This is a genomic window from Pseudomonas sp. efr-133-TYG-5 (assembly GCF_030209175.1).
In the GTDB taxonomy this organism is placed as follows: Bacteria; Pseudomonadota; Gammaproteobacteria; order Pseudomonadales; family Pseudomonadaceae; genus Aquipseudomonas.
Map to the genome: position 1 here is coordinate 527732 of NZ_JARVSM010000004.1, position 22146 is coordinate 549877.

Genomic DNA, 22146 nt, shown 5'->3' on the forward strand with positions numbered 1-22146 from the left:
TTGGGCTGCCCGCTTGGTCTTAGCCTAGGCGGGCGAGGAGGTGCTAGGATACTGATCCGTTTTACTGGCGGCCACGCCTATCAGGCCAATGAGCGGTCGATAGGTTGCCTGGGTTTCCGGCAGAAGCTTTGAGTTTGTCAGCTAAACTCTGCGTTTTCGCCGACGATGCCGTTCCAGTCCTTCGTATTAATCGACCTTTGAGGTGCCGTTGGCGCTTCGACAAAATGTTGCGCGTGAACAAGCTGGGTGAAACACAGTCTGTTCTGCATCGAATATTTATTTGCCGGGGCGCCCTTATGGCGCGTCGCTACCGTGAGATAGCCGTCCTCCATGTTTGGTTCCAACGACGACAAGAAGACCCCAGCTGCGGCTGGCGAGAAGAAAAGCCTGTTCGGATGGCTGCGTAAGAAACCGCAGGAACCCGTCGTCGAACAGCCGACCGCCCTTGCCGAGCCTGCCCCGGCACCGGCTGCCGTAATAGAAGAAGAGCCGGCACCGATTGTCCTGCCGCTGGCCGAACCGGTCCTGCAGCCGGCGGCCGAGGCCGAGCCTCAGGGCGCCCCGGCCGCCGAGCTGCCGCTGACCCCGGCCGCCGAACCGTGGCTGACCTTGCCGGTGGCGGAAGAGCCGGTGGCGCTGGTCGAAGAGGCTGCGCCGCACGTTACGCCGCCGATTCCTGCGCCGGTTGCGTTCGCTCCCGAGCCTGTTCAGGCGCCGGTGGTGGAAGCTGCTCCGGTCATTCCAGAACCTGTGGTTGTTGCCCCGGTTGCCCCGATTGTTGAAGTGCCCGAGCCTGCACCTGCACCTGCACCTGCACCTGCACCTGCACCTGCACCTGCACCTGCACCGGTCGCCGTAGCGCCAGTCGCTCCTGTGGAAATCCAGGTTGAAACCCCGGTCGAGGCCCCGCGCACCGAAGAAACCAAGGCCGGCTTCTTCGCCCGTCTCAAGCAAGGCCTGTCCAAGACCAGTGCCAGCATCGGCGAGGGCATGGCCAGTCTGTTCCTCGGCAAGAAAGCCATCGATGACGATCTGCTCGACGATCTCGAAACCCGCTTGCTGACTGCCGACGTCGGCGTCGAGGCGACTTCGGTAATCATCCAGCGCCTGACCCAGAAGGTCGCGCGTAAAGAGCTGGCCGATTCCGACGCCCTGTACAAATCCCTGCAGGCCGAGCTGGCGGCGATGCTCAAGCCGGTCGAGCAGCCGCTGAAGATCGCTGCGCAGAACAAGCCGTTCGTGATTCTGGTGGTGGGCGTCAACGGCGCCGGCAAGACCACCACCATCGGCAAACTGGCGAAGAAGCTGCAGCTCGAAGGCAAGAAAGTCATGCTGGCTGCCGGTGATACGTTCCGCGCCGCCGCCGTCGAGCAATTGCAGGTCTGGGGCGAGCGCAACAAGATCCCGGTGATCGCCCAGCACACCGGGGCCGACTCCGCTTCGGTGATCTTCGACGCCGTGCAGGCCGCCAAGGCCCGTGGCATCGACGTGCTGATCGCCGACACGGCCGGACGTCTGCACACCAAAGACAACCTGATGGAAGAGCTGAAAAAAGTCCGCCGGGTGATCGGCAAGCTCGACGCCGACGCGCCGCACGAAGTGCTGCTGGTGCTCGACGCCGGCACCGGCCAGAACGCCATCAACCAGGCCAAGCAATTCAACCAGACCGTCGAACTGACCGGCCTGGCGCTGACCAAGCTCGACGGCACCGCCAAGGGCGGGGTGATTTTCGCCCTGGCCAAGCAGTTCGGCCTGCCGATCCGCTATATCGGCGTCGGTGAAGGCATCGACGATCTGCGTACCTTTGAAGCCGAACCCTTTGTCCAGGCACTGTTTGCCGAGCGGGAGCGTTCATGATTCGTTTCGAACAGGTCGGTAAACGCTACCCGAACGGTCACGTCGGCTTGCATGAGCTGAGCTTTCGAGTCCGTCGTGGCGAGTTTCTGTTTGTCACCGGCCACTCCGGTGCCGGTAAATCCACCCTGTTGCGCCTGCTGCTGGCGATGGAACGTCCGACCAGCGGCAAATTGCTCCTGGCCGGACAGGACCTGAGCACCATCAGCAATGCGCAGATTCCGTTCCTACGCCGGCAGATCGGCGTGGTGTTCCAGAACCACCAGCTGCTGTTCGACCGCACGGTGTTCAACAACGTCGCGCTGCCATTGCAGATTCTCGGGCTGTCCAAGGCCGAGATCGCCAAGCGCGTCGATTCCGCGCTGGAGCGCGTGGCGCTTTCGGATAAAACCGATCTGTATCCGGGCGACCTGTCCACCGGTCAGCAGCAACGCGTCGGCATCGCCCGCGCCATCGTCCACCGTCCGGCCCTGCTGCTGGCGGACGAACCGACCGGTAACCTCGACCCGCGCCTGGCGGCCGAGATCATGGGCGTGTTCGAAGACATCAACCGCCTGGGCACCAGCGTGCTGATCGCCAGTCACGACCTGGCCCTGATTGCGCGCATGCGCCATCGCATGCTGACCCTGCAGCGCGGCCGCTTGATCGGCGACGGGGAGGCCGGCGTATGAGTGCGACACGCAGTCCGAAGGTTTCCGAGCGCGTGGCCCCGAAGGCCGCCGATCCACAACCGGCAAAGAAGAAAAAACACGACGATGACGACGGTCCGGATTTCGCCACGCTGTTCCGTGCCTGGCTGGAAAGCCATCGCGCCAGCCTGCTCGACAGCCTGCGCCGCCTGGGCAAGCAACCGATCGGCAGCTTCTTCACCTGCATGGTGATGGCGGTCGCCCTGAGCCTGCCGATGGGGCTGTCGCTGTTGCTCAGCAACGTCGAGCGCCTGGGTGGTTCCTGGCAGCGTGCGGCGCAGATTTCGCTGTACCTGCAGCTCGACGCCAGCCCGCAGCAGGGCGAGGCGTTGCGCGAGCAGATCAAGGGCATGCCGGGCGTCGCCGATGCCGAATACGTCGGCCGCGATCAGGCGCTGGAAGAGTTCCAGCAGCAGTCCGGCCTGGGCGAAGCGCTGCGCGAACTGCCGGAAAACCCGTTGCCGGGCGTGGTGCTGGTAACGCCGAACGAGGTCGACAAGTCGACTCTGGAAGCATTAAGACAAAAACTTTCCGAGCTGCCCAAGGTACAGCAGGCGCAACTTGATCTAGTCTGGGTCGAGCGTCTGGCCGCGATCCTCAAGCTCGGCGACCGGTTTGTCTTCGGTCTGACGGTGCTGCTGGTTTCTGCATTACTTTTGGTGATAGGCAATACCATTCGTCTTCATATTGAAAACCGCCGCACCGAGATAGAAGTGATTAAACTCGTCGGCGGCACTGACAGCTATGTGCGACGTCCCTTCCTCTATATGGGGGCGTTGTATGGCTTCGGTGCGGGGATCCTGTCCTGGGGTGTGCTGGCGTTTGGCCTGAACTGGCTGAACGACGCGGTGGTGGGTCTGGCCGGCTTGTACGGCAGTGATTTTGCGCTGGCCGGGGTGCCAGTTGCCGACGGTCTGTCGCTCTTGCTTGGCGCGGTGCTGTTGGGTTATATCGGTGCATGGATTGCAGTCGCACGCCACCTCAGGGAGCTGGCGCCGAAGTAGAATCTTTTTTGCGCGTGATTGGCCTTGCGGTTTTTTAGGGAACTTGTACCTGAGTTCCCGGTCAATTTTTCGCAGTGCCGAAAGGCGCGAGTATGTAAGTGGGAGGTTTTTTCGCATGACCAATTCTTTGCAACCTGCGTACGCGTTGGTTCCGGGTGCGAACCTGGAAGCCTATGTGCACACCGTCAACAGCATTCCATTGCTGACGCCGGAGCAGGAGCGTGAACTGGCCGAGAGTCTCTACTATGAGCAGGATTTGGGGGCGGCTCGGCAGATGGTGCTCGCCCACCTGCGTTTTGTCGTACACATTGCCCGCAGCTATTCCGGCTACGGCCTGGCTCAGGCTGACCTGATCCAGGAAGGCAACGTCGGCCTGATGAAGGCCGTCAAGCGCTTCAACCCGGAAATGGGCGTGCGTCTGGTGTCCTTCGCGGTGCACTGGATCAAGGCCGAGATTCACGAGTTCATCCTGCGTAACTGGCGGATCGTCAAAGTCGCGACCACCAAGGCCCAGCGCAAGCTGTTCTTCAACCTGCGCAGCCAGAAGAAACGTCTGGCCTGGCTGAACAACGAGGAAGTCCACCGTGTGGCTGAAAGCCTCGGTGTCGAGCCGCGCGAAGTGCGTGAAATGGAAAGCCGCCTGACCGGCCACGACATGGCCTTCGACCCGGCCGCGGAAGCGGACGACGACAGCGCTTTCCAATCGCCGGCCAACTATCTGGAAGACCACCGCTACGACCCGGCGCGTCAACTGGAAGATGCCGACTGGAGCGACAACTCCAACCACAACCTGCATGAAGCGCTGGAAGTGCTGGACGAACGTAGCCGCGACATCCTCTACCAGCGCTGGCTGGCGGAAGAGAAAGCCACGCTGCACGACCTGGCGCAGAAGTACAACGTTTCCGCCGAGCGTATTCGTCAGCTCGAGAAGAGCGCGATGAACAAGCTCAAGTTGTCGATTGCTGCGTAACCGGCAGTTTGGCAATAAAAAACGCCCCGATCAGCGATGATCGGGGCGTTTTTGTTTCAGCCTCATCAGAGAGCCCATGTGGGAGCGAGCCTGCTCGCGAAAGCGCTCTATCAGAACCTGCAATTGACACTGATGTACCGCTTTCGCGAGCAGGCTCGCTCCCACAGGGATCTTCAGGGTATGGAAGCTTTTTGTGCGCTTATCGAGCCCACGGTGCCCGGCGCGAATCGTTGAGGCCCAGCAGATAGCTGGTCCCGCCCAACTGACTCATCTGCTGCCGAATCCACCCCGCCCGGCGCGCCACATACGCCGTCGGATGGCTGGCACTCCACACGCGCGGGTTGGGCAGTACCGCCGCCAGATAACTGGCCTGCTGGCGGGACAAGGATTTAGCGCTCACGCCAAAGTGATGGCGGGCCGCCGCTTCGGCACCAAACACCCCGTCATCCCATTCGACGCTGTTCAGATACACCTCAAGAATCCGCTGCTTGGGCCAGAACACCTCGATCAGCGCGGTAAACCACGCTTCCAGGCCTTTGCGCAGGTAGCTGCGACCCGACCACAGAAACAGATTCTTCGAGACTTGCTGGCTCAGGGTGCTGGCGCCGCGAATCGAGCCGCCGAGTTCGTTGTGGGCCAGTGCAGCCTGGATCGCGTCGAAGTCAAAACCCCAGTGCTCGGGAAACTTCTGGTCTTCGCCGGCCATGACCGCGACCTTGAGGTCGTCGGAGATCTCGTCCCACGGCTTCCACGTGCGCTGCAGGTCGATGGGTTCGCCGTCGACCCAGGATTCGACCTTGCGCTCGATCATCAGCGCCGTGCCCGGTGGCGGCACGAAGCGAAATACCAGGACCAACACAATGCTGGCGCCTGCGAACCAGAGCAGGGCCTTCGTGAGACGACGGAGAATTGAACGCAGCATAGAGATGGCTTGGCCGAACCGGTTGAGCGGGCCATTATACAGACCCTGCCGATCGAGTCTGACTGGAGTTCCACATGCTGCGTGGCTTTCTGCTGCTGGCCGCTTTCTTTGGTTTCACCGGCGTCGCCCTGGGGGCGTTTGCCGCCCACGGCCTGAAAAACCGCCTGAGCCCCGAGTACCTGGCGATCTTCCACACCGGCGTCACTTATCAACTGGTGCACGCCCTGGCGCTGTTCGGCGTGGCGCTGCTGGCCACGCAGATCCAGGGGCGGCTGGTGGCCTGGGCCGGTTTCTCGTTCGCCCTCGGTATCCTGCTGTTCTCCGGCAGCCTGTATGTGCTGACGACCACGGGCCTCAGCAAGCTCGGCATCATTACTCCGTTCGGTGGCCTGGCGTTTCTCGTCGGCTGGCTGTGCCTGGGGCTCGCTGCCTGGCGCCTGCAGGCGACCGCTTGACGCTTGGTGCTGACCTTTAGGTCATGATCGGGCTAGAATGCCACCCCCTAAAAATGATGGCGGCCTGGCGCATGCGCATTCAGTTGAACGGCGAACCCCTTGAACTGCCCGACGGTGAAACCGTTGCGGCTTTGCTGACCCGCATGGACCTGACCGGACGCCGGGTAGCCGTCGAGCTCAATCTGGATATCGTTCCGCGCAGCCAGCATGCCGAGACCACGCTCAACGACGGCGACCATGTCGAAGTCGTGCATGCCATCGGCGGCGGCTAGCCGCCCGGCCCGCACGGGCACAGAATTCTGCAAGACCCTCACTCCTACAGAGGATTTCCCATGAGCATCGTTCGTAGCGACAAGCCTTTCGTCCTGGCCGGTCGTACTTACCAGTCGCGTTTGCTGGTCGGTACCGGCAAGTACCGTGACATGGAAGAAACCCGCCAGGCCATCGAAGCCTCGGGTGCCGAGATCGTCACCTTCGCCGTGCGCCGCACCAACCTGGGCCAGATCGAAGGCGAGCCGAACCTGCTCGAAGTGCTGTCGCCGGATCGCTACACCTTCCTGCCGAACACCGCCGGTTGCTACGACGCCATCGAAGCCGTGCGCACCTGCCGCCTGGCCCGTGAGCTGCTCGACGGCCACAATCTGGTGAAGCTGGAAGTGCTGGCCGACCAGAAGACCCTGTTCCCCAACGTGATCGAAACCCTCAAGGCCGCGGAAACGCTGGTCAAGGAAGGCTTTGACGTGATGGTCTACACCAGTGATGACCCGATCATCGCTCGCCAACTGGCGGAAATCGGCTGCATCGCGGTCATGCCGCTGGCCGGTCTGATCGGGTCGGGCCTGGGCATCTGCAATCCGTACAACCTGCAGATCATCCTCGAAGAAGCCACAATCCCGGTGCTGGTGGATGCCGGTGTCGGTACCGCGTCCGACGCCACCATCGCCATGGAACTGGGCTGTGACGCGGTGCTGATGAACTCGGCCATCGCCCACGCCCAACAACCGGTGATGATGGCCCAAGCCATGCAACACGCGATCGTCGCGGGCCGCCTGGCCTACCTCGCCGGCCGCATGCCGAAAAAACTCTATGCCAGCGCCTCTTCGCCGCTGGATGGTCTGATCAAGTAAGAGCCATTGATGACTGAATCGAACGACACGCCTATCCAGACGGAAGAAGGCGACGAGCGCCAACACCGCCGCATCAAGAGTTTCGTGATGCGCGCCGGGCGCATGACCGAAGGCCAGCAACGCGGTCTGGATCAGGGCGCGCCGCTGTACGTGCTGCCGCTGGCCGACGCGCCAGTGGATTACGATCAAGTGTTCGGCCGTTCGGCCCCGCGCTCGCTGGAGATTGGTTTCGGCATGGGCCACTCGCTGCTGGAAATGGCGGCAGCTGCACCGGAGCAGGACTTCATCGGTGTCGAAGTGCACCGTCCGGGTGTCGGCGCGCTGCTCAATGGTGTGCTTACCCAGGGCCTGACCAACCTGCGGGTCTACGATTGCGACGCGATCGAAGTGCTCAACCGCTGCATCGCCGACAACAGCCTCGATCGCCTGATGCTGTTCTTCCCGGATCCATGGCACAAGAGCCGTCACCACAAGCGCCGTATCGTTCAGGCCTCGTTCGCTGAACTGGTGCGCAGCAAGTTGAAGGTCGGCGGCATCCTGCACATGGCCACCGACTGGGAGCCGTACGCCGAATACATGCTGGAAGTGATGAACGTCGCCCCGGGCTATCGCAACCTCGCCGCAGACGGCAAGTGCGTACCACGCCCGGCCGAACGGCCGGTGACCAAGTTCGAACGCCGCGGCGAACGCCTTGGGCATGGCGTGTGGGACCTGAAGTTCGAGAAAATCGCGTAAGCATCACGCAACACCCAATGTGGGAGCGGGCTTGCTCGCGAAAGCGCTGAATCATTCAACGTGGGTGTTGACTGATACGGCGCCTTCGCGAGCAAGCCCGCTCCCACAGTTGTTTTGTGTGCGCAGAAATTACTCGGTGGAAAGAAAGCGAGCGGGCACCTGTTCTGTCAGCCAGACGCCGTTTTCGGCCTGATAGAACTTGAAACCCTGTTCTTTCATCTGTCGTGCGGCGACTTGCAGTATCACCACGGTGCCGTAGCGCTGCCCGACCGCCGAAGCGGTGTCGATGTCTTGGGAAAGGTGCACATGATGGCGTGATCCCGGGATCAGGCCTTGTTCTTTGATTGACTCAAGAAAGCGCGTCGCCGTGCCGTGATACAGCACTTGCGGTGGCTGTTTCTGCTCGAACTGCAGATCTACGCTTTTGGTTGAATGGCCTTGAACCGCACGAATCAGTTGGCCGTCCTCGGAAATCGAGAAGCGCTTCTTGTCGCTACTTGTAACGACGGCTTCAATCAGTTCGTGATCCAGTTTACGACCGTCACGCGCAGCGCCGCTGATCAGCGCGTCGATATTCGCCCAGCCTTCGGAATCCAGCGTCAGGCCAATTGCCTGAGGTTCGTGTCGCAGTACGAAGCTGAGAAATTTGCTTGTCTCGTCCCACAGTTTTTTGCTCATGAGCTTCCCTGTCATTGCGATCAACTGTGGGAGCGGGCTTGCTCGCGAAAGCGCTGAATCATTCAACGTGGATGTTGATTGATACGACGCCTTCGCGAGCAAGCCTGCGCCCCCCGTTGTTTTTGCTGCTGGCTGAAACTCAGCGGCGATCCGCGACCACGCCAATTAACACCAATACCACCAACAACACCGGCGCCAGGCTGTAGTTGTTGAACTGGCTCAGGCCCTTGATGACCCACGGCGTGGCGTAGATCAGCGCCGCGCCGCTGCCGATCAGGCACAACAGCGCCATCAGCGGTACGCGCAGAGCGCCGGCGATGCTGCCCAGGCGTTGTTCGACCCAACCCTTGAAATCGGCGCCGAACAGCACCAGCAGGCAGCCGACCAGGGCCAGGGCGATTTCCGAGAGGTTGCTGCGGCTCCAGCGAGACACGGTGGCGAGCAGGTCGAGTATCAAATCCATGGGTTTTTCCTTGGGGCGGCCGTTGGGCTCAGCTCAGAAATTTCTGCAGCAAGTCGTTGAGGAACAGTTGGCCGCGCTCGGTGGCCGCCAGACGTGACGGTTCGACCTGCATCAGGCCGCTTTGTTCGGCCTCGCGCCGCTGTTCTTCGAGGCTCTCCAGCGGCAGGCCGGTACGCTCGGGATACAGGCGCGATTCGACCCCGGCGGTCAGGCGCAGGGCATTCATCAGGAACTCGAACGGCATCTCGTCATTGCTCAGGGCTTTCTCGCCGGCCTGGAAGCTTTTCGCCGGGTTGAGGTAGTCCTTCGGCAGGCGTGTCTTCCAGGTGCGGACGATGCGCCCGTCCGGATGACTGAGCTTGCCGTGGGCGCCGGCGCCGATGCCGATGAAGTCGCCGAAGCTCCAGTAATTGAGGTTATGCCGCGCCGGGCGCCCCGGCTGGGCGTAGGCGGAAACTTCGTACTGCGCGTAACCGTGCTCGGCCAGCAACGCCTGCCCGGCTTCCTGGATGTCCCACAGCGTGTCGTCTTCCGGCAGCACCGGCGGCTGGTTCCAGAACACCGTGTTCGGCTCCAGTGTCAGCTGGTACCAGGAAATGTGCGTCGGTTGCAGCGCGATGGCCTGGCGCAGGTCGCTCAGCGCGTCGTCCAGCGACTGATCGGGCAAGCCATGCATCAGGTCGAGGTTGAAGTTGTCGAACCCGGCCTGGCGCGCCATGCCGGCCGCCCGCACGGCTTCATCGCCGTTGTGGATGCGGCCGAGGGCCTTGAGCTTTTCCTGCTGGAAACTCTGGATGCCGATCGACAGGCGATTGATCCCCAGTTGACGGTACGCGACGAACTTCTCCTGCTCGAAGGTGCCGGGGTTGGCTTCCAGGGTGATTTCGATGTCGGCGGCGAACGCAATGCGCTGCTCGACACCTGCCAGCAGGCGCCCGAGGGCCTCGGCGCTGAACAGGCTGGGTGTGCCGCCGCCAAAGAAGATCGAACTCAGCTCACGGCCATAGACCGCGTGCAGGTCCTGGTCGAGGTCGGCCAGCAGCGCGTCGACGTATTCCTGCTCCGGCAGCACCGGGCTGGCGGTGTGCGAATTGAAATCGCAATACGGGCATTTGCGCACACACCACGGGATGTGGATGTACAGCGCCAGGGGCGGCAGCGTCGGCAACGGCGCCCGAGGCGAGGACGCGGCGCCGCCGACGATCAGCGACGACGCGGGGTGGCTATCGGTCATTTCAGGCCCAGACGCTGGCGCAGCAGTTCCATTGCACGGGCGCGGTGGCTGATCTGGTTCTTGTCGGCAGGCGTCAGTTCGGCGCTGGACAGGTCACGCTCCGGCACCCAGAACAGCGGGTCGTAGCCGAAACCATGCTCGCCGCTGGCGGCGGTCAGGATGCGCCCGTGCCACAGGCCTTCGCAGAGGATCGGCAGCGGATCGTCGGCATGCCGCACCAGGGCCAGCACGCAGACGAACTGCGCGCCGCGTTCGGCTTCAGGCACGTCCTTCAAGGCGTCGAGCAGTTTGGCGTTGTTCGCCGCATCGCCCTTGCCGTCGGCATAGCGCGCCGAGTATATGCCCGGGGCCCCGCCAAGGAAATCCACCGCCAGGCCGGAGTCATCGGCCAGCGCCGGCAGCCCGGAAATCCGCGCCGCGTTGCGCGCCTTGAGGATCGCGTTCTCGACGAACGACAGGCCGGTTTCCTCCGGCTCGACCTTGCTCCATTCGCCGATCGAGCGCAGTTGCACCGCGTCGCCGAGCATGGCCTGGAGTTCCTTGAGTTTGCCGGCGTTATGGCTGGCCAGTACGAGTTGCTTGAGGTTCATCATTCGCCGGGGAAGAGTTCTTGATTGAAATTGATGGTGTTGATCTTGTCGCCGTTCTGCACCTTGATTTCAAAGGTACGGGTTTCCTGCTGCTCCACCGGGTACTGGGCGATGTAGTAGATCGCGCCCTGTTCGGTGACCTGGCGGAAGTTCAGGGTCACAGTCTGGCTGGTCAGGTCTTTGACCGTGCCGCTGACATTGGCGATCAGCGGCTTGCCGTCCTTGATCACCGAGACATTGATCACACCCTGGTTCTTGCTGCGGATCAACTCGGCCGCCTTGGCGATGTCCGGTTGCAGGTACGTGGAGTTGAAGGTGTTGTAGTGCACCGTCACGTCGCCGAAGGTTTCCTGGCGCTCGCCCTTGATGACGTCCGCCGCCAGGGCGCTGGCGCTCAGGCAGGCGGTTAACAGCAACATCGCAAAACGACCCATGATCGTGCTCCTTGGAATGTCGTGGTTCACACCGCGATTCGGTGGTCCTGCAGCCCGGGGCTGCTGACGCGGTAGATACCGATCTCACCTAACAGATTAGGCCATAGCTTACTGGCCCACCCGTGGCGGTGCTGTTGATCCACGGCAAGCCGATCAATGACCTTCGCCTCACGTTCACGGCAAAGTTCTTCAAAGTCTTCGAAAGTGCAGAAGTGGATGTTCGGCGTGTTGTACCAGGTGTATGGCAGGAACTCCGACACCGGCATGCGCCCCTTGCTCGCCAGGTACCAGCGGCAACGCCAGTGGCCGAAGTTGGGGAAGGTGATGATGCACTGGCGGCCGACCCGCAGCATTTCGTCGAGGATCTTGTCCGGGTAGTGCACGGCCTGCAGGGCCTGGGTCATCACGACGATGTCGAAGCTGTTGCTGGCGAAGTTGCCTAGGCCCTTGTCCAGGTCCTGCTCGATGACGTTGATGCCCTTGGCCACGCACTCGGCGATGTTGTCCGGGTCGTTTTCCAGGCCATAGCCGGTGACCTGCTTGTGGTCGCGCAGCCAGGTCAGCAACTCGCCGTCACCGCAGCCGAGGTCGAGCACGCGGCTGCCGGCGGGGATCCATTCCTGGATGATTTCCAGATCAGCTCTCATGGCTTTCTCACAACGTAATGCGGTTCATGTAATTGCCGAACGCCTGCAGGTAGCGCGGGATCGGAATCAGGAAGGCGTCGTGGCCCTGGGGTGCATCGATTTCCAGGTAGCTGACGTCCTTGCGCGCGGCCATCAGGGCGTCCACCAGTTCCCGCGAGCGGGCCGGAGAGAAGCGCCAGTCGGTGGTGAACGACATCACGCAGAACTTGGCTTTGGCACCTTCGAAGGTTTTCGCCAGGTTATCGTCGAAGTTCGCCGCCGGATCGAAGTAATCCAGCGCCTTGGTCATCAACAGATAGGTGTTGGCGTCGAAGCGTCCGGAGAACTCTTCGCCCTGATAGCGCAGGTAGCTTTCGACCTGGAATTCGACACTGTGGAAGTCGTAGTTGAGCTTTTCGCTCTTCAGGCCACGGCCGAATTTCTCGCCCATGGAATCGTCGGACAGGTAGGTGATGTGCCCGACCATTCGCGCCAGCATCAGGCCGCGCTTGGGGATCACGCCGTGTTCCTGGAACGAGCCGCCATGGAATTCCGGGTCGGTGAGGATCGCCTGGCGCGCCACTTCGTTGAAGGCGATGTTCTGCGCCGACAGCTTGGGCGCCGAGGCGATGGCCAGGCAGTGGCGGACGCGATCCGGGTAGGTGATGGTCCATTGCAGCGCCTGCATGCCGCCGAGGCTGCCGCCGATCACCGCGGCCCACTGGCCGATGCCGAGCAGGTCGGCCAGGCGCGCCTGGCTGTGCACCCAGTCTTCCACGGTGAGCACCGGGAAGTCGGCGCCGAACGGCTTGCCGGTTTCCGGGTTGATGCTGCTCGGGCCGGTGGAGCCGTTGCAGCCGCCGAGGTTGTTCAGGCTGACCACGAAGAACTTGTTGGTGTCGATGGGTTTGCCGGGGCCGATGCAGCTGTCCCACCAACCGGGCTTGCGGTCGTCGGCGCTGTGGTAGCCGGCGGCATGGTGATGGCCGGACAGGGCGTGGCAGATCAGCACGGCGTTGCTCGCCTGTGCGTTCAGCGTGCCGTAGGTTTCGTAGATCAGGTCATAGGCGGCCAGCGAACGGCCGCAGGCCAGGGCCAGGGGTTCACTGAAGTGCGCCGTTTGCGGCGTCACCAGACCAACAGAATCGGGGGGAAAGGCAGCTGGCATCGACCCTGCTCTCGTTGAAATGAGGCGTAAGTCTAAAGACCGGTGGGGTTAGCGGCAAGCAACGATCAGGCCCCGATGTCTTCGCGCTGGACCGAGGCGCAACCATTCGCGAGCAGGCTCGCTCCCACAGGGGATTGCATTCCAATGTGGGAGCGAGCCTGCTCGCGAATTGGGTGGCTCGGTGGGTCAGGCCGGACGCGTCAGATCAGGCAAATCCGGCAACTTCTTCGGCGAGCAGATCTTCACCCGCTTCTGCCGGTTCAGCTCGCCGTTGAGCAGGCTGACCTGGCTCTTGGAGACCCCGAAGGCCTTGGCCAGAAAGCCCATCAGATACGCATTGGCCTTGCCCTCGACCGGCGGCGCGGTGAGGCGGATCTTCAGGCGCTCACCGTGCAGCCCGGCGAAATCATCGCTGCGGGCCGCCGGTTGCAGGTGACACTCGAGGATCAGGTCGTCGCCGTCCCAGCGAAACCAGCTCACATCAGCAGGCGCAGGATTTCCGGCATCATCGTCATCGCCGCGAGGTTGTTGATCACCAGCATGTCGATCAGCTTCAGCGCCAGGAACGCGAAGATCGGCGACAGGTCCAGGCCACCGAGGTTCGGCAGGATGCGCCGGAACGGTGCCAGCGCCGGCTCGCAGATCTGGTTGACCAGTTCAGCGCCCGGATTGTGGCTGCCCGGCGCGACCCAGGAGAGGATCACGCTGATGATCAGGGCGAAGAAAAAGATCTTCAGGAACAGCGCGGTGACACCGATGATCGACCAGATGAACAGTTGCAGCGGATTGCCGGTGGTGCCGTAGGTCAGCAGCAGGGTCAGCGCCATCAGCGCCAGTTGCACGAGGATCGCCAGCACCAGCGACGACATGTCCAGGCCGAACAGGCTCGGGATGATCCGGCGCAGCGGCTTGAGCAGCGGCTGAGTGGCCTTGACCACGAACTGGCAGAGCGGGTTGTAGAAGTTCGCCCGCACCAGTTGCAGGACGAAGCGCAGCAGCACGATCAGCAGGTACAGGCTGCCGAGGGTTTGCAGCACGTAAACCGCTGCGGTGTTCAATCCAATCATGTAAGGCTCCTTATTTGCCCAGTTGTTCGGCCATTTCGGCCGAGCGGTGCGCGGCGGCGCCGAGTGCTTTTTCCACCAGGGCTTCGAAGCCGCCGGCCTGGAACGATTTGATCGCAGCTTCCGTGGTGCCATTTGGCGACGTCACGCGGCGGCGCAGTTCGGCAGCGTCGACATCGCTGGAAACCGCCATGTGCGCTGCACCGAGGGCCGTTTGCAGGGTCAGTTGCTGGGCAATTTCCTGCGGCAGACCGAGTTTGACGCCCGCGGCGGTCATGGCTTCGATAAGCAGGAAGAAGTACGCCGGGCCGGAACCGGACACCGCCGTCACCGCGTCCAATTGCTGCTCTTCGTCCAGCCACAGGGCGATACCCACGGCGGACAGCAGCTCTTCGGCCTGCCGACGCTGCTCGGCGGTCACTTCGCTGGTGGCGTACAAGCCGCTGACGCCCTGACGCAGCAGCGCCGGGGTGTTGGGCATGCAGCGCACGATCGGCTGCTCGCCGAGCCAGGCGGTCATGCTTGCGCAGGTGATGCCGGCGGCGATCGACACCACCAGTTGCTGCGGTTTCAGGCTCGGGCGGATGGCTTCGCACACGGCTTTCATCGCCTGCGGCTTGACCGCCAGGACGATCACGTCGACGCCAGCGATGGCCTCGGCGTTGTCGGCGAAGGTTTCGATGCCGTGCTCGGCGCTGACGCGCTGGCGGGTGTCTTCACCCGGATCGCTGGCGCGGATGTGGCTGGCTTGCAGACCCTTGGCGCGCAGGCCGCCGATCAGACTGGCGGCCATGTTGCCGGCACCGATAAAGGCAATACGTGTGTTGCTCATGTCAGGTCCTTATCCACAAGTGTTCAAGACTGGGAGTAATCGCGGGCGCCAAACAGGGCCGTACCGATACGGACCCAGGTGGCGCCGTTGGCGATGGCCGACTCGAGGTCGTGGCTCATGCCCATGGAAAGTGTGTCGAGCGGCAGATTCAGGCTGTCCTGCAAACGTTGCACGGCAGCAAAAGCGGCATCTTGTTCGGCGCGATCTTGTGTCGGCTCGGGAATCGCCATCAGCCCGCGCAGTTTCAGGCGCGGCAGGGTGCTGATGGCCTCGGCCAGCGCCGGCAGGTCGGCCGGGGTGCAGCCGGACTTGCTGGCTTCACCGCTGACGTTGACCTGAATGCAGATGTTCAGCGGCGGCAGCTCGGCCGGGCGCTGTTCGGACAGGCGTTGGGCGATTTTCAGGCGATCCACGGAATGCACCCAGGCAAAATGCTCGGCGATGGCACGGGTCTTGTTCGATTGAATGGGGCCGATGAAGTGCCAGATCAAGGGCAGGTCGGCCAGTTCGAGCTGCTTGCCCAGGGCTTCCTGCAGGTAGTTCTCGCCGAAGTCGCACAGGCCGGCGGCATGGGCGTCGCGCAGGTCCTGCGCTGGTTTGGTCTTGCTCACGGCCAGCAGCCGGACGCTGTTTTCGGCGCGTCCGGCGGCTTGGGTGGCGGCGCGGATGCGCGAACTAACCTGATCAATGTTGTCTGCTATCGTGGACATCAAGAGGCGCCGGCGGTCTGAAGGTTCGCGGCATTCTACTGGAATTGAGGGACGCTATGGATATCACTGAACTGCTGGCCTTCAGCGCCAAACAGGGCGCTTCCGACCTGCACCTGTCGGCCGGCCTGCCGCCGATGATTCGCGTCGACGGCGATGTGCGGCGGATCAATCTGCCTGCTCTGGATCACAAACAGGTGCATGAGCTGATCTACGACATCATGAACGACACCCAGCGGGTCGACTTCGAGAAACACCTGGAAACGGATTTCTCGTTCGAAGTGCCGGGTGTGGCGCGCTTCCGGGTCAACGCGTTCAACCAGAACCGTGGCGCCGGCGCGGTGTTCCGCACCATTCCGTCGAAAGTGCTGAGCATGGAGGATCTCGGCATGGGCGATGTCTTCCGCAAGATCACCGACGCCCCCCGGGGGCTGGTGCTGGTCACCGGGCCGACCGGTTCCGGCAAGTCGACCACGCTGGCGGCGATGATCGACTACCTCAATACCCATCGCCATCACCACATCCTGACCATCGAGGACCCGATCGAATTTGTCCATGAATCGCGCAAATGCCTGATCAATCAGCGCGAAGTCCATCGCGATACCCGCAGTTTCGCCACCGCCCTGCGCTCGGCGCTGCGGGAAGACCCGGACGTGATCCTGGTCGGCGAGATGCGCGACCTGGAAACCATCCGCCTGGCGCTGACCGCCGCCGAGACCGGCCACCTGGTGTTCGGCACGCTGCACACCACGTCAGCGGCGAAAACCATCGACCGTGTGGTCGACGTGTTTCCTGGCGACGAGAAATCGATGGTGCGTTCGATGCTCTCGGAGTCGCTGCTGGCGGTGGTGTCGCAGACGCTGATCAAGAAGATCGGCGGCGGGCGGGTGGCAGCGCACGAGATCATGCTGGGAACGTCGGCGATCCGTAACCTGATCCGCGAGGACAAGGTGGCGCAGATGTATTCGTCGATTCAGACCGGTGGGTCGTTGGGCATGCAGACACTGGACATGTGTCTGAAAGAGCTGGTGACCAAGGGCTTGATCAGCCGCGAGCATGCGCGGGAGAAGGCGCGCACGCCGGATAATTTCTAAGGAGGCTCGTAGTGCTTTCATCGGCCCCTTCGCGAGCAGGCTCGCTCACACATTGGAATGCATTTCCATGTAGGAGCGAGCCTGCTCGCGAAGGGGTCAGTACAGCTTGAACACATTCCGGATCAGTCAGCTCAGCGCTGAACCACACGCATCTGCTTGCTGGCCGGTTCTTTCGGCAGCACCCGCTTGGCCACCACGTAATGCTGCTGCCAGTACGGCTTGTTCAGCGTGTCGATGCTTACCGCTTTGCCACGGCGCGGTGCGTGGATGAAGCGGTCGTTGCCCAGGTAGATGGCCACGTGATTGACCCGACGGCTCTTGATGTTGAAGAAGATCAGGTCGCCCGGCTTCAGGTCCTTGCGCTCGACTTTCTCGCCGTGGCCGCTGGCCATGGCATTCGAGGTGCGTGGCAGGTCGAAAGTGGCGTCATTGAACGCATATTTCACCAGGCCGCTGCAGTCGAAGCCTTTGCTTGGGCTGCTGCCGCCCCAACGGTAGGGCGTACCGAGGACGTTCACCGCACGGCTGAGGACGTTGCTGCTTTCCTTGTTGGCCATCGGTGGCACCAGCTTGCCGTGATTGGTGCTGGCCAGCGTGGTGTGTTTCGTCTGCTTGCTGCTTTTGCTCGAGGGAGCCGAAGCATGGGATTTGGGGGTGAAACCGTTGACGTTGGGAAGACGTTGCTCACGATTGGTGGCGTGGGCGGCCAGTGGCATTAATAGGCAAATAGTTAGCCATGTCTTGAAAAATGGTCGCATTAGGCGTGGCTCTTGTGTGTTAGCGCGCAACTTTATAACAGCTTTTTCCAGCCTTCCGAGGCCGTTGGTCGATTCAATTGGGAGGCAACGGAACCAAACAAGCGGCAAATGGACGCAATTGTCCGACAGAAGTCAGGTGCTATAAGGCTTTGACGGAGCACAAGGTAGCATTTGCCGTACGTCGGCAACCTGTAAAAAAGTCACAAAGAATTAAAGAATATTTATCTATCGTCTGCATCGAGGTCTTCATGAACAGCTATCAGCTTCCCCGTGTGAAGCAAAAAGACACCCACAGCAAGGTGATCGGCTACCTGCTGTGGATATTCGGTTTCACCGGCGCGCACCGCTTCTATTACGGCAAACCGGTGACCGGCACGCTCTGGTTCTTCACCTTCGGGCTGCTCGGGATTGGCTGGCTGATCGACGTGTTTCTGATCCCGGCGATGGACCGCGAGGCGGACCTGCGCTTTGCCGCGGGGCCGATCGAATACAACGTGGCGTGGATTCTGCTGACTTTTCTCGGCGTATTCGGCGTACACCGGATGTACCAGGGCAAGTGGATCAGCGGATTGCTGTACCTGCTGACTGGCGGGTTGTTCTTTGTCGGGGTGCTGTATGACTTCTGGACCCTGAACGACCAGGTCTCGGTGCGCAACGCGCAGAACCGCGGCGCCTTCCAGTAAGTCTTCGCCAGCAGGCTCGCTCCCACAGGGGATTTGTGTCGTTCACAGATCCAATGTGGGAGCGAGCCTGCTCGCGAATGGGGCGACGCGGTATCAAGCCTGGTGACTGATCCGCCCGTCCACCAGCGTGTAGCGAACCACACCCGGCAAAGTGTGCCCGAGGAACGGGCAGTTCTCGCCCTTCGACAGCCAGCCTTCACCGGCCACGGTGGAGGCTTTCGGATCGAACAAGACGATGTCCGCCGCGCCGCCCACTTGCAGTTTGCCCGCCGGCAGGCGCAGGGCCTCGGCCGGGCCGGCGCTCAGGCGCGCGAGCAGCGTCGGCAGATCCAGCAGACCATCCTCGACCAGCGTCATCGCCAGCGGCAGCAGCAGTTCGACGCTGCTGATGCCCGGCTCGGTGGCGCCGAAGGGCGCCAGTTTGGCATCGCGCTCGTGCGGCTGGTGATGGCTGGAAATCGCCGAGACCACGCCGGATTTCACCGCCTCGCGCAGGCCGTCGCGGTCGGCGCGGGTGCGCAGCGGCGGTTGCACGTGATAGAGGCTGCTGAAGTCGATCAGGGCTTCGTCCGTCAGGATCAGCTGATACAGGGCGACATCCGCGGTGACTTTCAAGCCTCGGGCCTGGGCCTGGGCGATCAGCGCCACGCCGCGAGCACTGGTCAACTGGCTGAAGTGCGCACGCACGCCAGTCTGCTCGACCAGCAGCAGGTCGCGGGCCAGGGCCACGGTTTCGGCGGTTTCCGGGATGCCCGGCAGGCCGAGGAAACTGGCGGTGGCGCCTTCGTGGGCGAGGCCGCCATCGGCCAGGTCGTGATCCTGCGAGTTGAAAATCACGGTAAGGTCGAAAGTCGCCGCGTAGTCCAGCGCCCGGCACAGGGTGCGGCTGTTGCGGAAGCTCTCCAGGCCGTTGCCGAACGCCACACAACCGGCGTCGCGCAGCGCCACCAGTTCGGCCAGTTGCTCGCCGTCGAGGCCTTTGCTCAGCGCGCCGATCGGGAACACCTTGGTGTTGCCGGCTTCGCGGGCGCGGTCGAGGATCAGCTCGGCCACGGCGGAGGTGTCGAGCACCGGTTTGGTCTTCGGCGGGCAGCACAGGCTGGTCACGCCACCGGCGGCAGCGGCGCGGGTTTCGCTGGCGATGCTGCCTTTGCGGCTGTAGCCGGGCTCGCGCAGGGCGACGTTGAGGTCGACCAGGCCAGGTGCCGCGACCAGGCCGCTGGCGTCGATGGTGTCGACGGCGGTGAAACCGGCCGGTGCGGCGCCGAGGGCGACGATCTTGCAGGCTTCAACGTGAATATCGGTGATTTGATCCAGGCCGCTGCTTGGATCGATGACGCGGGCGCCGAGAATGCTGAGCTTCACTGGGCGTTCTCCTGCTCGAATTGACGTTGCGCTGTTTGCCCGCTCATGGCCATCGACAGCACGGCCATACGGATGGCGATGCCGTAGGTGACTTGGTTGAGGATCACCGAGTGCGGGCCGTCGGCCACTGCGGACTCGATCTCCACGCCACGGTTGATCGGCCCCGGGTGCATGACGATGCAATCGGGTTTGGCCCCGGCCAGACGCGCGGTGGTCAGGCCGAACAGGCGATAGAACTCGCCTTCGCTCGGCAGCAGGCCGCCGCTCATGCGCTCACGCTGCAGGCGCAGCATGATCACCACGTCGACGTCCTTCAGGCCTTCGTTCATGTCGGTGTAGACCTTGACGCCGTACTGCTCGATGCCGATCGGCAGCAGCGTCTTCGGGGCGATCACGCGGATGTCCGGGCAGCCGAGGGTCTTCAGCGCGAGCATGTTCGAGCGCGCCACCCGCGAGTGCAGGATGTCGCCGACGATGGCGACCGAGAGGTTTTCGAAGCCGCCCTTGTGCCGACGGATGGTGAGCATGTCGAGCATGCCCTGGGTCGGGTGCGCGTGACGGCCGTCGCCGCCGTTGATGATCGCCACCTGCGGGCAGACGTGCTCGGCGATGAAGTGCGCAGCGCCGGAGTCGCCGTGGCGCACGACGAACATGTCGGCGGCCATGGCTTCGAGGTTGCGCAGGGTGTCGAGCAGGGTTTCACCTTTGCTGGCCGACGAAGTCGAGACGTTCAGGGTGATCACGTCCGCCGACAGCCGCTGGGCCGCCAGTTCGAAGGTGGTGCGGGTGCGCGTGGAGTTCTCGAAGAACACGTTGCACACGGTCTTGCCGCGCAGCAACGGGACCTTCTTCACGGCCCGGGCACCGACTTCGAGGAACGAGTCGGCAGTGTCGAGGATTTCCGTCAGCAACTCGCGGCGCAGGCCGTCGAGCGAGAGGAAATGGCGCAGCTGGCCCTGATCATTGAGCTGCAGCGGGCGCTTGGTATCTAGAGGCGTCATCGCGAGGGGGACTCTCAATAAGGGCGGGTTAAGGATTCAGGTCTTGCAGTTCGAGCGTCAGCGGCTCCGGGCCGGACAGCTTCACGCGCTCATTGGCGCCCAGCGACAGGGTCGCACCCACCACGTTCGGGCGGATCGGCAGCTCGCCGGCGTCAAGGTCGAGCAGGCAGACCAGGGTTACGCTGGCGGGACGGCCATAGTCGAACAATTCGTTCATGGCAGCGCGAATGGTCCGGCCGCTCATCAGCACGTCGTCGATCAGCACCAGGTGCTGGCCTTCGATCTCGAAGGGCAGGGCCGACGGGCGCACTTGCGGGTGCAGGCCGTTCTGGCTGAAGTCGTCGCGGTAGAAGGACACATCCAGCGTGCCCAACGGCGCGTCGCTGGCCAATTCCTTGAGCAGGGCCTGCGCGACCCAGATACCACCGGTGCGAATGCCGATGTAACGCGGTTCGCGGATATCACGCTGGACCAGGTGCGCCTTGAGGCGGGTCGCCATCTGGCTGATCAGATCGGCGGGATTGGGCAGGCTCATGGTTGCTCCTTCTTGGGGCCGAGCCGGGTCCTTGGACGCGGCTCGGGTCGTAGCTCAAAAGAAAAGCGCCGAAGCGCTTGTCAGGATTCAAACAATGCAGTGTTTTCGTCGAGCCAGCCCTGCAGCAGCAGGGCGGCGGCGATGGCGTCCACCGGGTTGTCGCGGTAACTGCCTTTCTGCCCGCCGCGCGCCAGGCGTTCACCCTTGGCCTCGAACGTCGTCAGGCGCTCGTCATGGGTGTAGAAGGGCAGGTTGAAGCGGCCATTGAGGCGCCGGGCGAACTTCTCGGCGCGTACGCACATGTCGCTTGGCGTACCGTCCATGTTCAGCGGCAGGCCGACGACCACGGCATCGGGTTTCCATTCCTTGATCAGGGCTTCGACCTGATTCCAGTCAGGCACACCGTTCTGCGCCTTGAGGGTGCACAGCTCGCGGGCCTGACCGGTAATCACCTGGCCGACCGCCACGCCGATCTGTTTGGTGCCGTAGTCGAAGCCAAGAATCAGGCGCAGGGCCATCAGGCGTGTCCTGCCTGGCTGGTCAGCAGGCTGAGGTTGATCCCCAGGTGCCGGGCCGCCGCTTCCAGACGCAGTTCGCTGCGGGTGTTGAACAGGATGTCGGCGTCGTACGGGCAGGTCAGCCAGGCGTTATCGGCCAGTTCGGCTTCCAGTTGCCCGGCTTCCCAGCCGGCATAGCCCAGGGTAATCACGCTCTTGGCCGGGCCGACACCATCGGCGATGGCGAACAGCACGTCCTGCGAGGTGGACAGCGCCAGTTCACCTTCCAGCTCGACCGTGGCCTGGAACGTCTGGCCCGCCGGATGGAGGACAAAACCACGATCGGTCTGCACCGGACCGCCGATGAAGATCGGTACATGCTGGCACAGTGCTGGCGGATCGATGTCCGGACGCAATTGTTCGAGGATGTCAGCCAGATTCAGCTCTTGCGGTCGGTTGACCACCAGCCCCATGGCCCCATTGGCCGTGTGCTCGACGATGTAGGTCAAGGTATGGGCAAAGTTCGGGTCGGCCATGTGTGGCATGGCGATCAGGAAGTGATGCTTGAGGTAGCTGGGGCTGACGTTTTTCATGTGCGCTAGTGTGGCGTCGTAGGGGCAAACTGACAAGCTGAGGATCAGGCAGTAACACGGATCAAATG

29 protein-coding genes are annotated in these 22146 nt (G+C 62.7%); 10 read left to right on the forward strand and 19 right to left on the reverse strand.

Annotated elements, in window-relative coordinates; all coding sequences use genetic code 11:
* Positions 1–137 precede the first annotated feature (137 nt).
* On the reverse strand, positions 138–332 hold the full coding sequence (locus QRN70_RS17240) for a hypothetical protein (RefSeq protein ID WP_285419153.1): 195 nt from the start codon (positions 330–332) through the stop codon (positions 138–140).
* Here QRN70_RS17240 and ftsY point away from each other — a divergent pair.
* The 4 genes from ftsY (at position 331) to rpoH (ending at position 4517) form a co-directional block, all read left to right on the forward strand.
* Positions 331–1857 carry a signal recognition particle-docking protein FtsY gene (ftsY, locus tag QRN70_RS17245; protein ID WP_285419154.1) on the forward strand — a complete coding sequence of 509 codons (1527 nt, stop codon included), beginning with the start codon at positions 331–333 and terminating at the stop codon, positions 1855–1857. The genes QRN70_RS17240 and ftsY overlap by 2 nt on opposite strands.
* The gene (gene ftsE, locus QRN70_RS17250) at positions 1854–2525 is read left to right on the forward strand and encodes a cell division ATP-binding protein FtsE (RefSeq protein WP_003229148.1); all 672 of its coding nucleotides are present in this window, start codon (positions 1854–1856) and stop codon (positions 2523–2525) included. The genes ftsY and ftsE overlap by 4 nt, the downstream gene beginning before the upstream one ends.
* Positions 2522–3547 (forward strand): permease-like cell division protein FtsX, encoded by a 1026-nt coding sequence (gene ftsX / locus QRN70_RS17255; protein WP_285419155.1) that lies wholly within the window; start codon positions 2522–2524, stop codon positions 3545–3547. The genes ftsE and ftsX overlap by 4 nt, the downstream gene beginning before the upstream one ends.
* Before the next feature lie 115 nt (positions 3548–3662).
* Positions 3663–4517: an RNA polymerase sigma factor RpoH gene (gene rpoH, locus QRN70_RS17260; RefSeq protein ID WP_003229146.1), complete on the forward strand. Its 855-nt coding sequence runs from the start codon at positions 3663–3665 to the stop codon at positions 4515–4517.
* 199 nt (positions 4518–4716) lie between these two features.
* Here the strand turns inward: rpoH and mtgA are convergent, their stop codons facing one another.
* Positions 4717–5439, reverse strand: coding sequence for a monofunctional biosynthetic peptidoglycan transglycosylase (gene mtgA / locus QRN70_RS17265; RefSeq protein WP_285419156.1), 723 nt, complete (start codon positions 5437–5439; stop codon positions 4717–4719).
* A 74-nt stretch (positions 5440–5513) separates the two neighbouring features.
* Between mtgA and QRN70_RS17270 the strand changes: the two genes are divergently transcribed.
* From QRN70_RS17270 to trmB, 4 genes are all read left to right on the forward strand, one after another.
* A complete protein-coding gene (locus QRN70_RS17270) occupies positions 5514–5894 on the forward strand; it encodes a DUF423 domain-containing protein (RefSeq protein ID WP_285419157.1) in 381 nt (126 codons plus the stop codon).
* 71 nt (positions 5895–5965) lie between these two features.
* A complete protein-coding gene (thiS, locus tag QRN70_RS17275) occupies positions 5966–6166 on the forward strand; it encodes a sulfur carrier protein ThiS (protein WP_285419158.1) in 201 nt (66 codons plus the stop codon).
* A gap of 60 nt (positions 6167–6226) precedes the next feature.
* Positions 6227–7021, forward strand: a complete 795-nt coding sequence (locus QRN70_RS17280; protein ID WP_285419159.1) for a thiazole synthase — start codon at positions 6227–6229, stop codon at positions 7019–7021.
* Positions 7022–7030: 9 nt separating this feature from the next.
* Positions 7031–7756, forward strand: coding sequence for a tRNA (guanosine(46)-N7)-methyltransferase TrmB (trmB, locus tag QRN70_RS17285; RefSeq protein ID WP_285419160.1), 726 nt, complete (start codon positions 7031–7033; stop codon positions 7754–7756).
* Between the two features lie 129 nt (positions 7757–7885).
* On the opposite strand, the gene QRN70_RS17290 is transcribed toward trmB, so the two are convergent.
* The 11 genes from QRN70_RS17290 to QRN70_RS17340 all read right to left on the reverse strand — a co-directional run bounded on the left by QRN70_RS17290 (position 7886) and on the right by QRN70_RS17340 (position 15555).
* Entirely contained in the window at positions 7886–8434 is a 549-nt protein-coding gene (locus QRN70_RS17290; protein ID WP_285419161.1) for an RNA 2'-phosphotransferase, read from the reverse strand.
* A gap of 139 nt (positions 8435–8573) precedes the next feature.
* Positions 8574–8897, reverse strand: a complete 324-nt coding sequence (locus tag QRN70_RS17295; RefSeq protein ID WP_008083808.1) for a DUF3392 domain-containing protein — start codon at positions 8895–8897, stop codon at positions 8574–8576.
* 28 nt (positions 8898–8925) lie between these two features.
* On the reverse strand, positions 8926–10131 hold the full coding sequence (gene hemW / locus QRN70_RS17300) for a radical SAM family heme chaperone HemW (RefSeq protein WP_285419162.1): 1206 nt from the start codon (positions 10129–10131) through the stop codon (positions 8926–8928).
* Positions 10128–10724, reverse strand: a complete 597-nt coding sequence (gene rdgB, locus QRN70_RS17305; RefSeq protein WP_285419163.1) for an RdgB/HAM1 family non-canonical purine NTP pyrophosphatase — start codon at positions 10722–10724, stop codon at positions 10128–10130. Before rdgB ends, hemW begins: the two co-directional genes overlap by 4 nt.
* On the reverse strand, positions 10721–11155 hold the full coding sequence (locus tag QRN70_RS17310) for a DUF4426 domain-containing protein (RefSeq protein WP_285419164.1): 435 nt from the start codon (positions 11153–11155) through the stop codon (positions 10721–10723). Before QRN70_RS17310 ends, rdgB begins: the two co-directional genes overlap by 4 nt.
* A gap of 26 nt (positions 11156–11181) precedes the next feature.
* Complete coding sequence (gene metW / locus QRN70_RS17315; protein WP_285419165.1) at positions 11182–11802, reverse strand: methionine biosynthesis protein MetW; 621 nt, start codon at positions 11800–11802, stop codon at positions 11182–11184.
* Positions 11803–11809: 7 nt separating this feature from the next.
* Positions 11810–12949 (reverse strand): homoserine O-succinyltransferase MetX, encoded by a 1140-nt coding sequence (metX, locus tag QRN70_RS17320; RefSeq protein WP_285419166.1) that lies wholly within the window; start codon positions 12947–12949, stop codon positions 11810–11812.
* A gap of 186 nt (positions 12950–13135) precedes the next feature.
* Positions 13136–13429: a DUF167 domain-containing protein gene (locus QRN70_RS17325; protein WP_285419167.1), complete on the reverse strand. Its 294-nt coding sequence runs from the start codon at positions 13427–13429 to the stop codon at positions 13136–13138.
* Positions 13426–14016, reverse strand: coding sequence for a YggT family protein (locus QRN70_RS17330; protein WP_047297137.1), 591 nt, complete (start codon positions 14014–14016; stop codon positions 13426–13428). The genes QRN70_RS17325 and QRN70_RS17330 overlap by 4 nt, the downstream gene beginning before the upstream one ends.
* 10 nt (positions 14017–14026) lie before the next feature.
* Positions 14027–14845 (reverse strand): pyrroline-5-carboxylate reductase, encoded by an 819-nt coding sequence (proC, locus tag QRN70_RS17335; RefSeq protein WP_285419168.1) that lies wholly within the window; start codon positions 14843–14845, stop codon positions 14027–14029.
* Between the two features lie 23 nt (positions 14846–14868).
* Positions 14869–15555: a YggS family pyridoxal phosphate-dependent enzyme gene (locus tag QRN70_RS17340; RefSeq protein ID WP_285419169.1), complete on the reverse strand. Its 687-nt coding sequence runs from the start codon at positions 15553–15555 to the stop codon at positions 14869–14871.
* 56 nt (positions 15556–15611) lie between these two features.
* Here QRN70_RS17340 and QRN70_RS17345 point away from each other — a divergent pair, with 56 nt between their 5' ends.
* Positions 15612–16646: a type IV pilus twitching motility protein PilT gene (locus QRN70_RS17345; protein ID WP_285419170.1), complete on the forward strand. Its 1035-nt coding sequence runs from the start codon at positions 15612–15614 to the stop codon at positions 16644–16646.
* A 131-nt stretch (positions 16647–16777) separates the two neighbouring features.
* Here QRN70_RS17345 and QRN70_RS17350 read toward each other — a convergent pair whose 3' ends face one another.
* The gene (locus QRN70_RS17350; protein ID WP_285419171.1) at positions 16778–17404 is read right to left on the reverse strand and encodes a C40 family peptidase; all 627 of its coding nucleotides are present in this window, start codon (positions 17402–17404) and stop codon (positions 16778–16780) included.
* A 248-nt stretch (positions 17405–17652) separates the two neighbouring features.
* Here QRN70_RS17350 and QRN70_RS17355 point away from each other — a divergent pair, with 248 nt between their 5' ends.
* Entirely contained in the window at positions 17653–18087 is a 435-nt protein-coding gene (locus tag QRN70_RS17355) for an NINE protein (RefSeq protein ID WP_285419172.1), read from the forward strand.
* A gap of 93 nt (positions 18088–18180) precedes the next feature.
* Here QRN70_RS17355 and QRN70_RS17360 read toward each other — a convergent pair whose 3' ends face one another.
* The 5 genes from QRN70_RS17360 to QRN70_RS17380 form a co-directional block, all read right to left on the reverse strand.
* Complete coding sequence (locus tag QRN70_RS17360) at positions 18181–19452, reverse strand: dihydroorotase (protein ID WP_285419173.1); 1272 nt, start codon at positions 19450–19452, stop codon at positions 18181–18183.
* Positions 19449–20453 (reverse strand): aspartate carbamoyltransferase catalytic subunit, encoded by a 1005-nt coding sequence (locus QRN70_RS17365; protein WP_041063517.1) that lies wholly within the window; start codon positions 20451–20453, stop codon positions 19449–19451. The genes QRN70_RS17360 and QRN70_RS17365 overlap by 4 nt, the downstream gene beginning before the upstream one ends.
* Before the next feature lie 28 nt (positions 20454–20481).
* Entirely contained in the window at positions 20482–20988 is a 507-nt protein-coding gene (gene pyrR / locus QRN70_RS17370; RefSeq protein WP_285419174.1) for a bifunctional pyr operon transcriptional regulator/uracil phosphoribosyltransferase PyrR, read from the reverse strand.
* Positions 20989–21068: 80 nt separating this feature from the next.
* A complete protein-coding gene (gene ruvX / locus QRN70_RS17375) occupies positions 21069–21506 on the reverse strand; it encodes a Holliday junction resolvase RuvX (RefSeq protein ID WP_064589634.1) in 438 nt (145 codons plus the stop codon).
* Positions 21506–22078 (reverse strand): YqgE/AlgH family protein, encoded by a 573-nt coding sequence (locus QRN70_RS17380; RefSeq protein ID WP_285419175.1) that lies wholly within the window; start codon positions 22076–22078, stop codon positions 21506–21508. The genes ruvX and QRN70_RS17380 overlap by 1 nt, the downstream gene beginning before the upstream one ends.
* Positions 22079–22146: the final 68 nt, after the last annotated feature.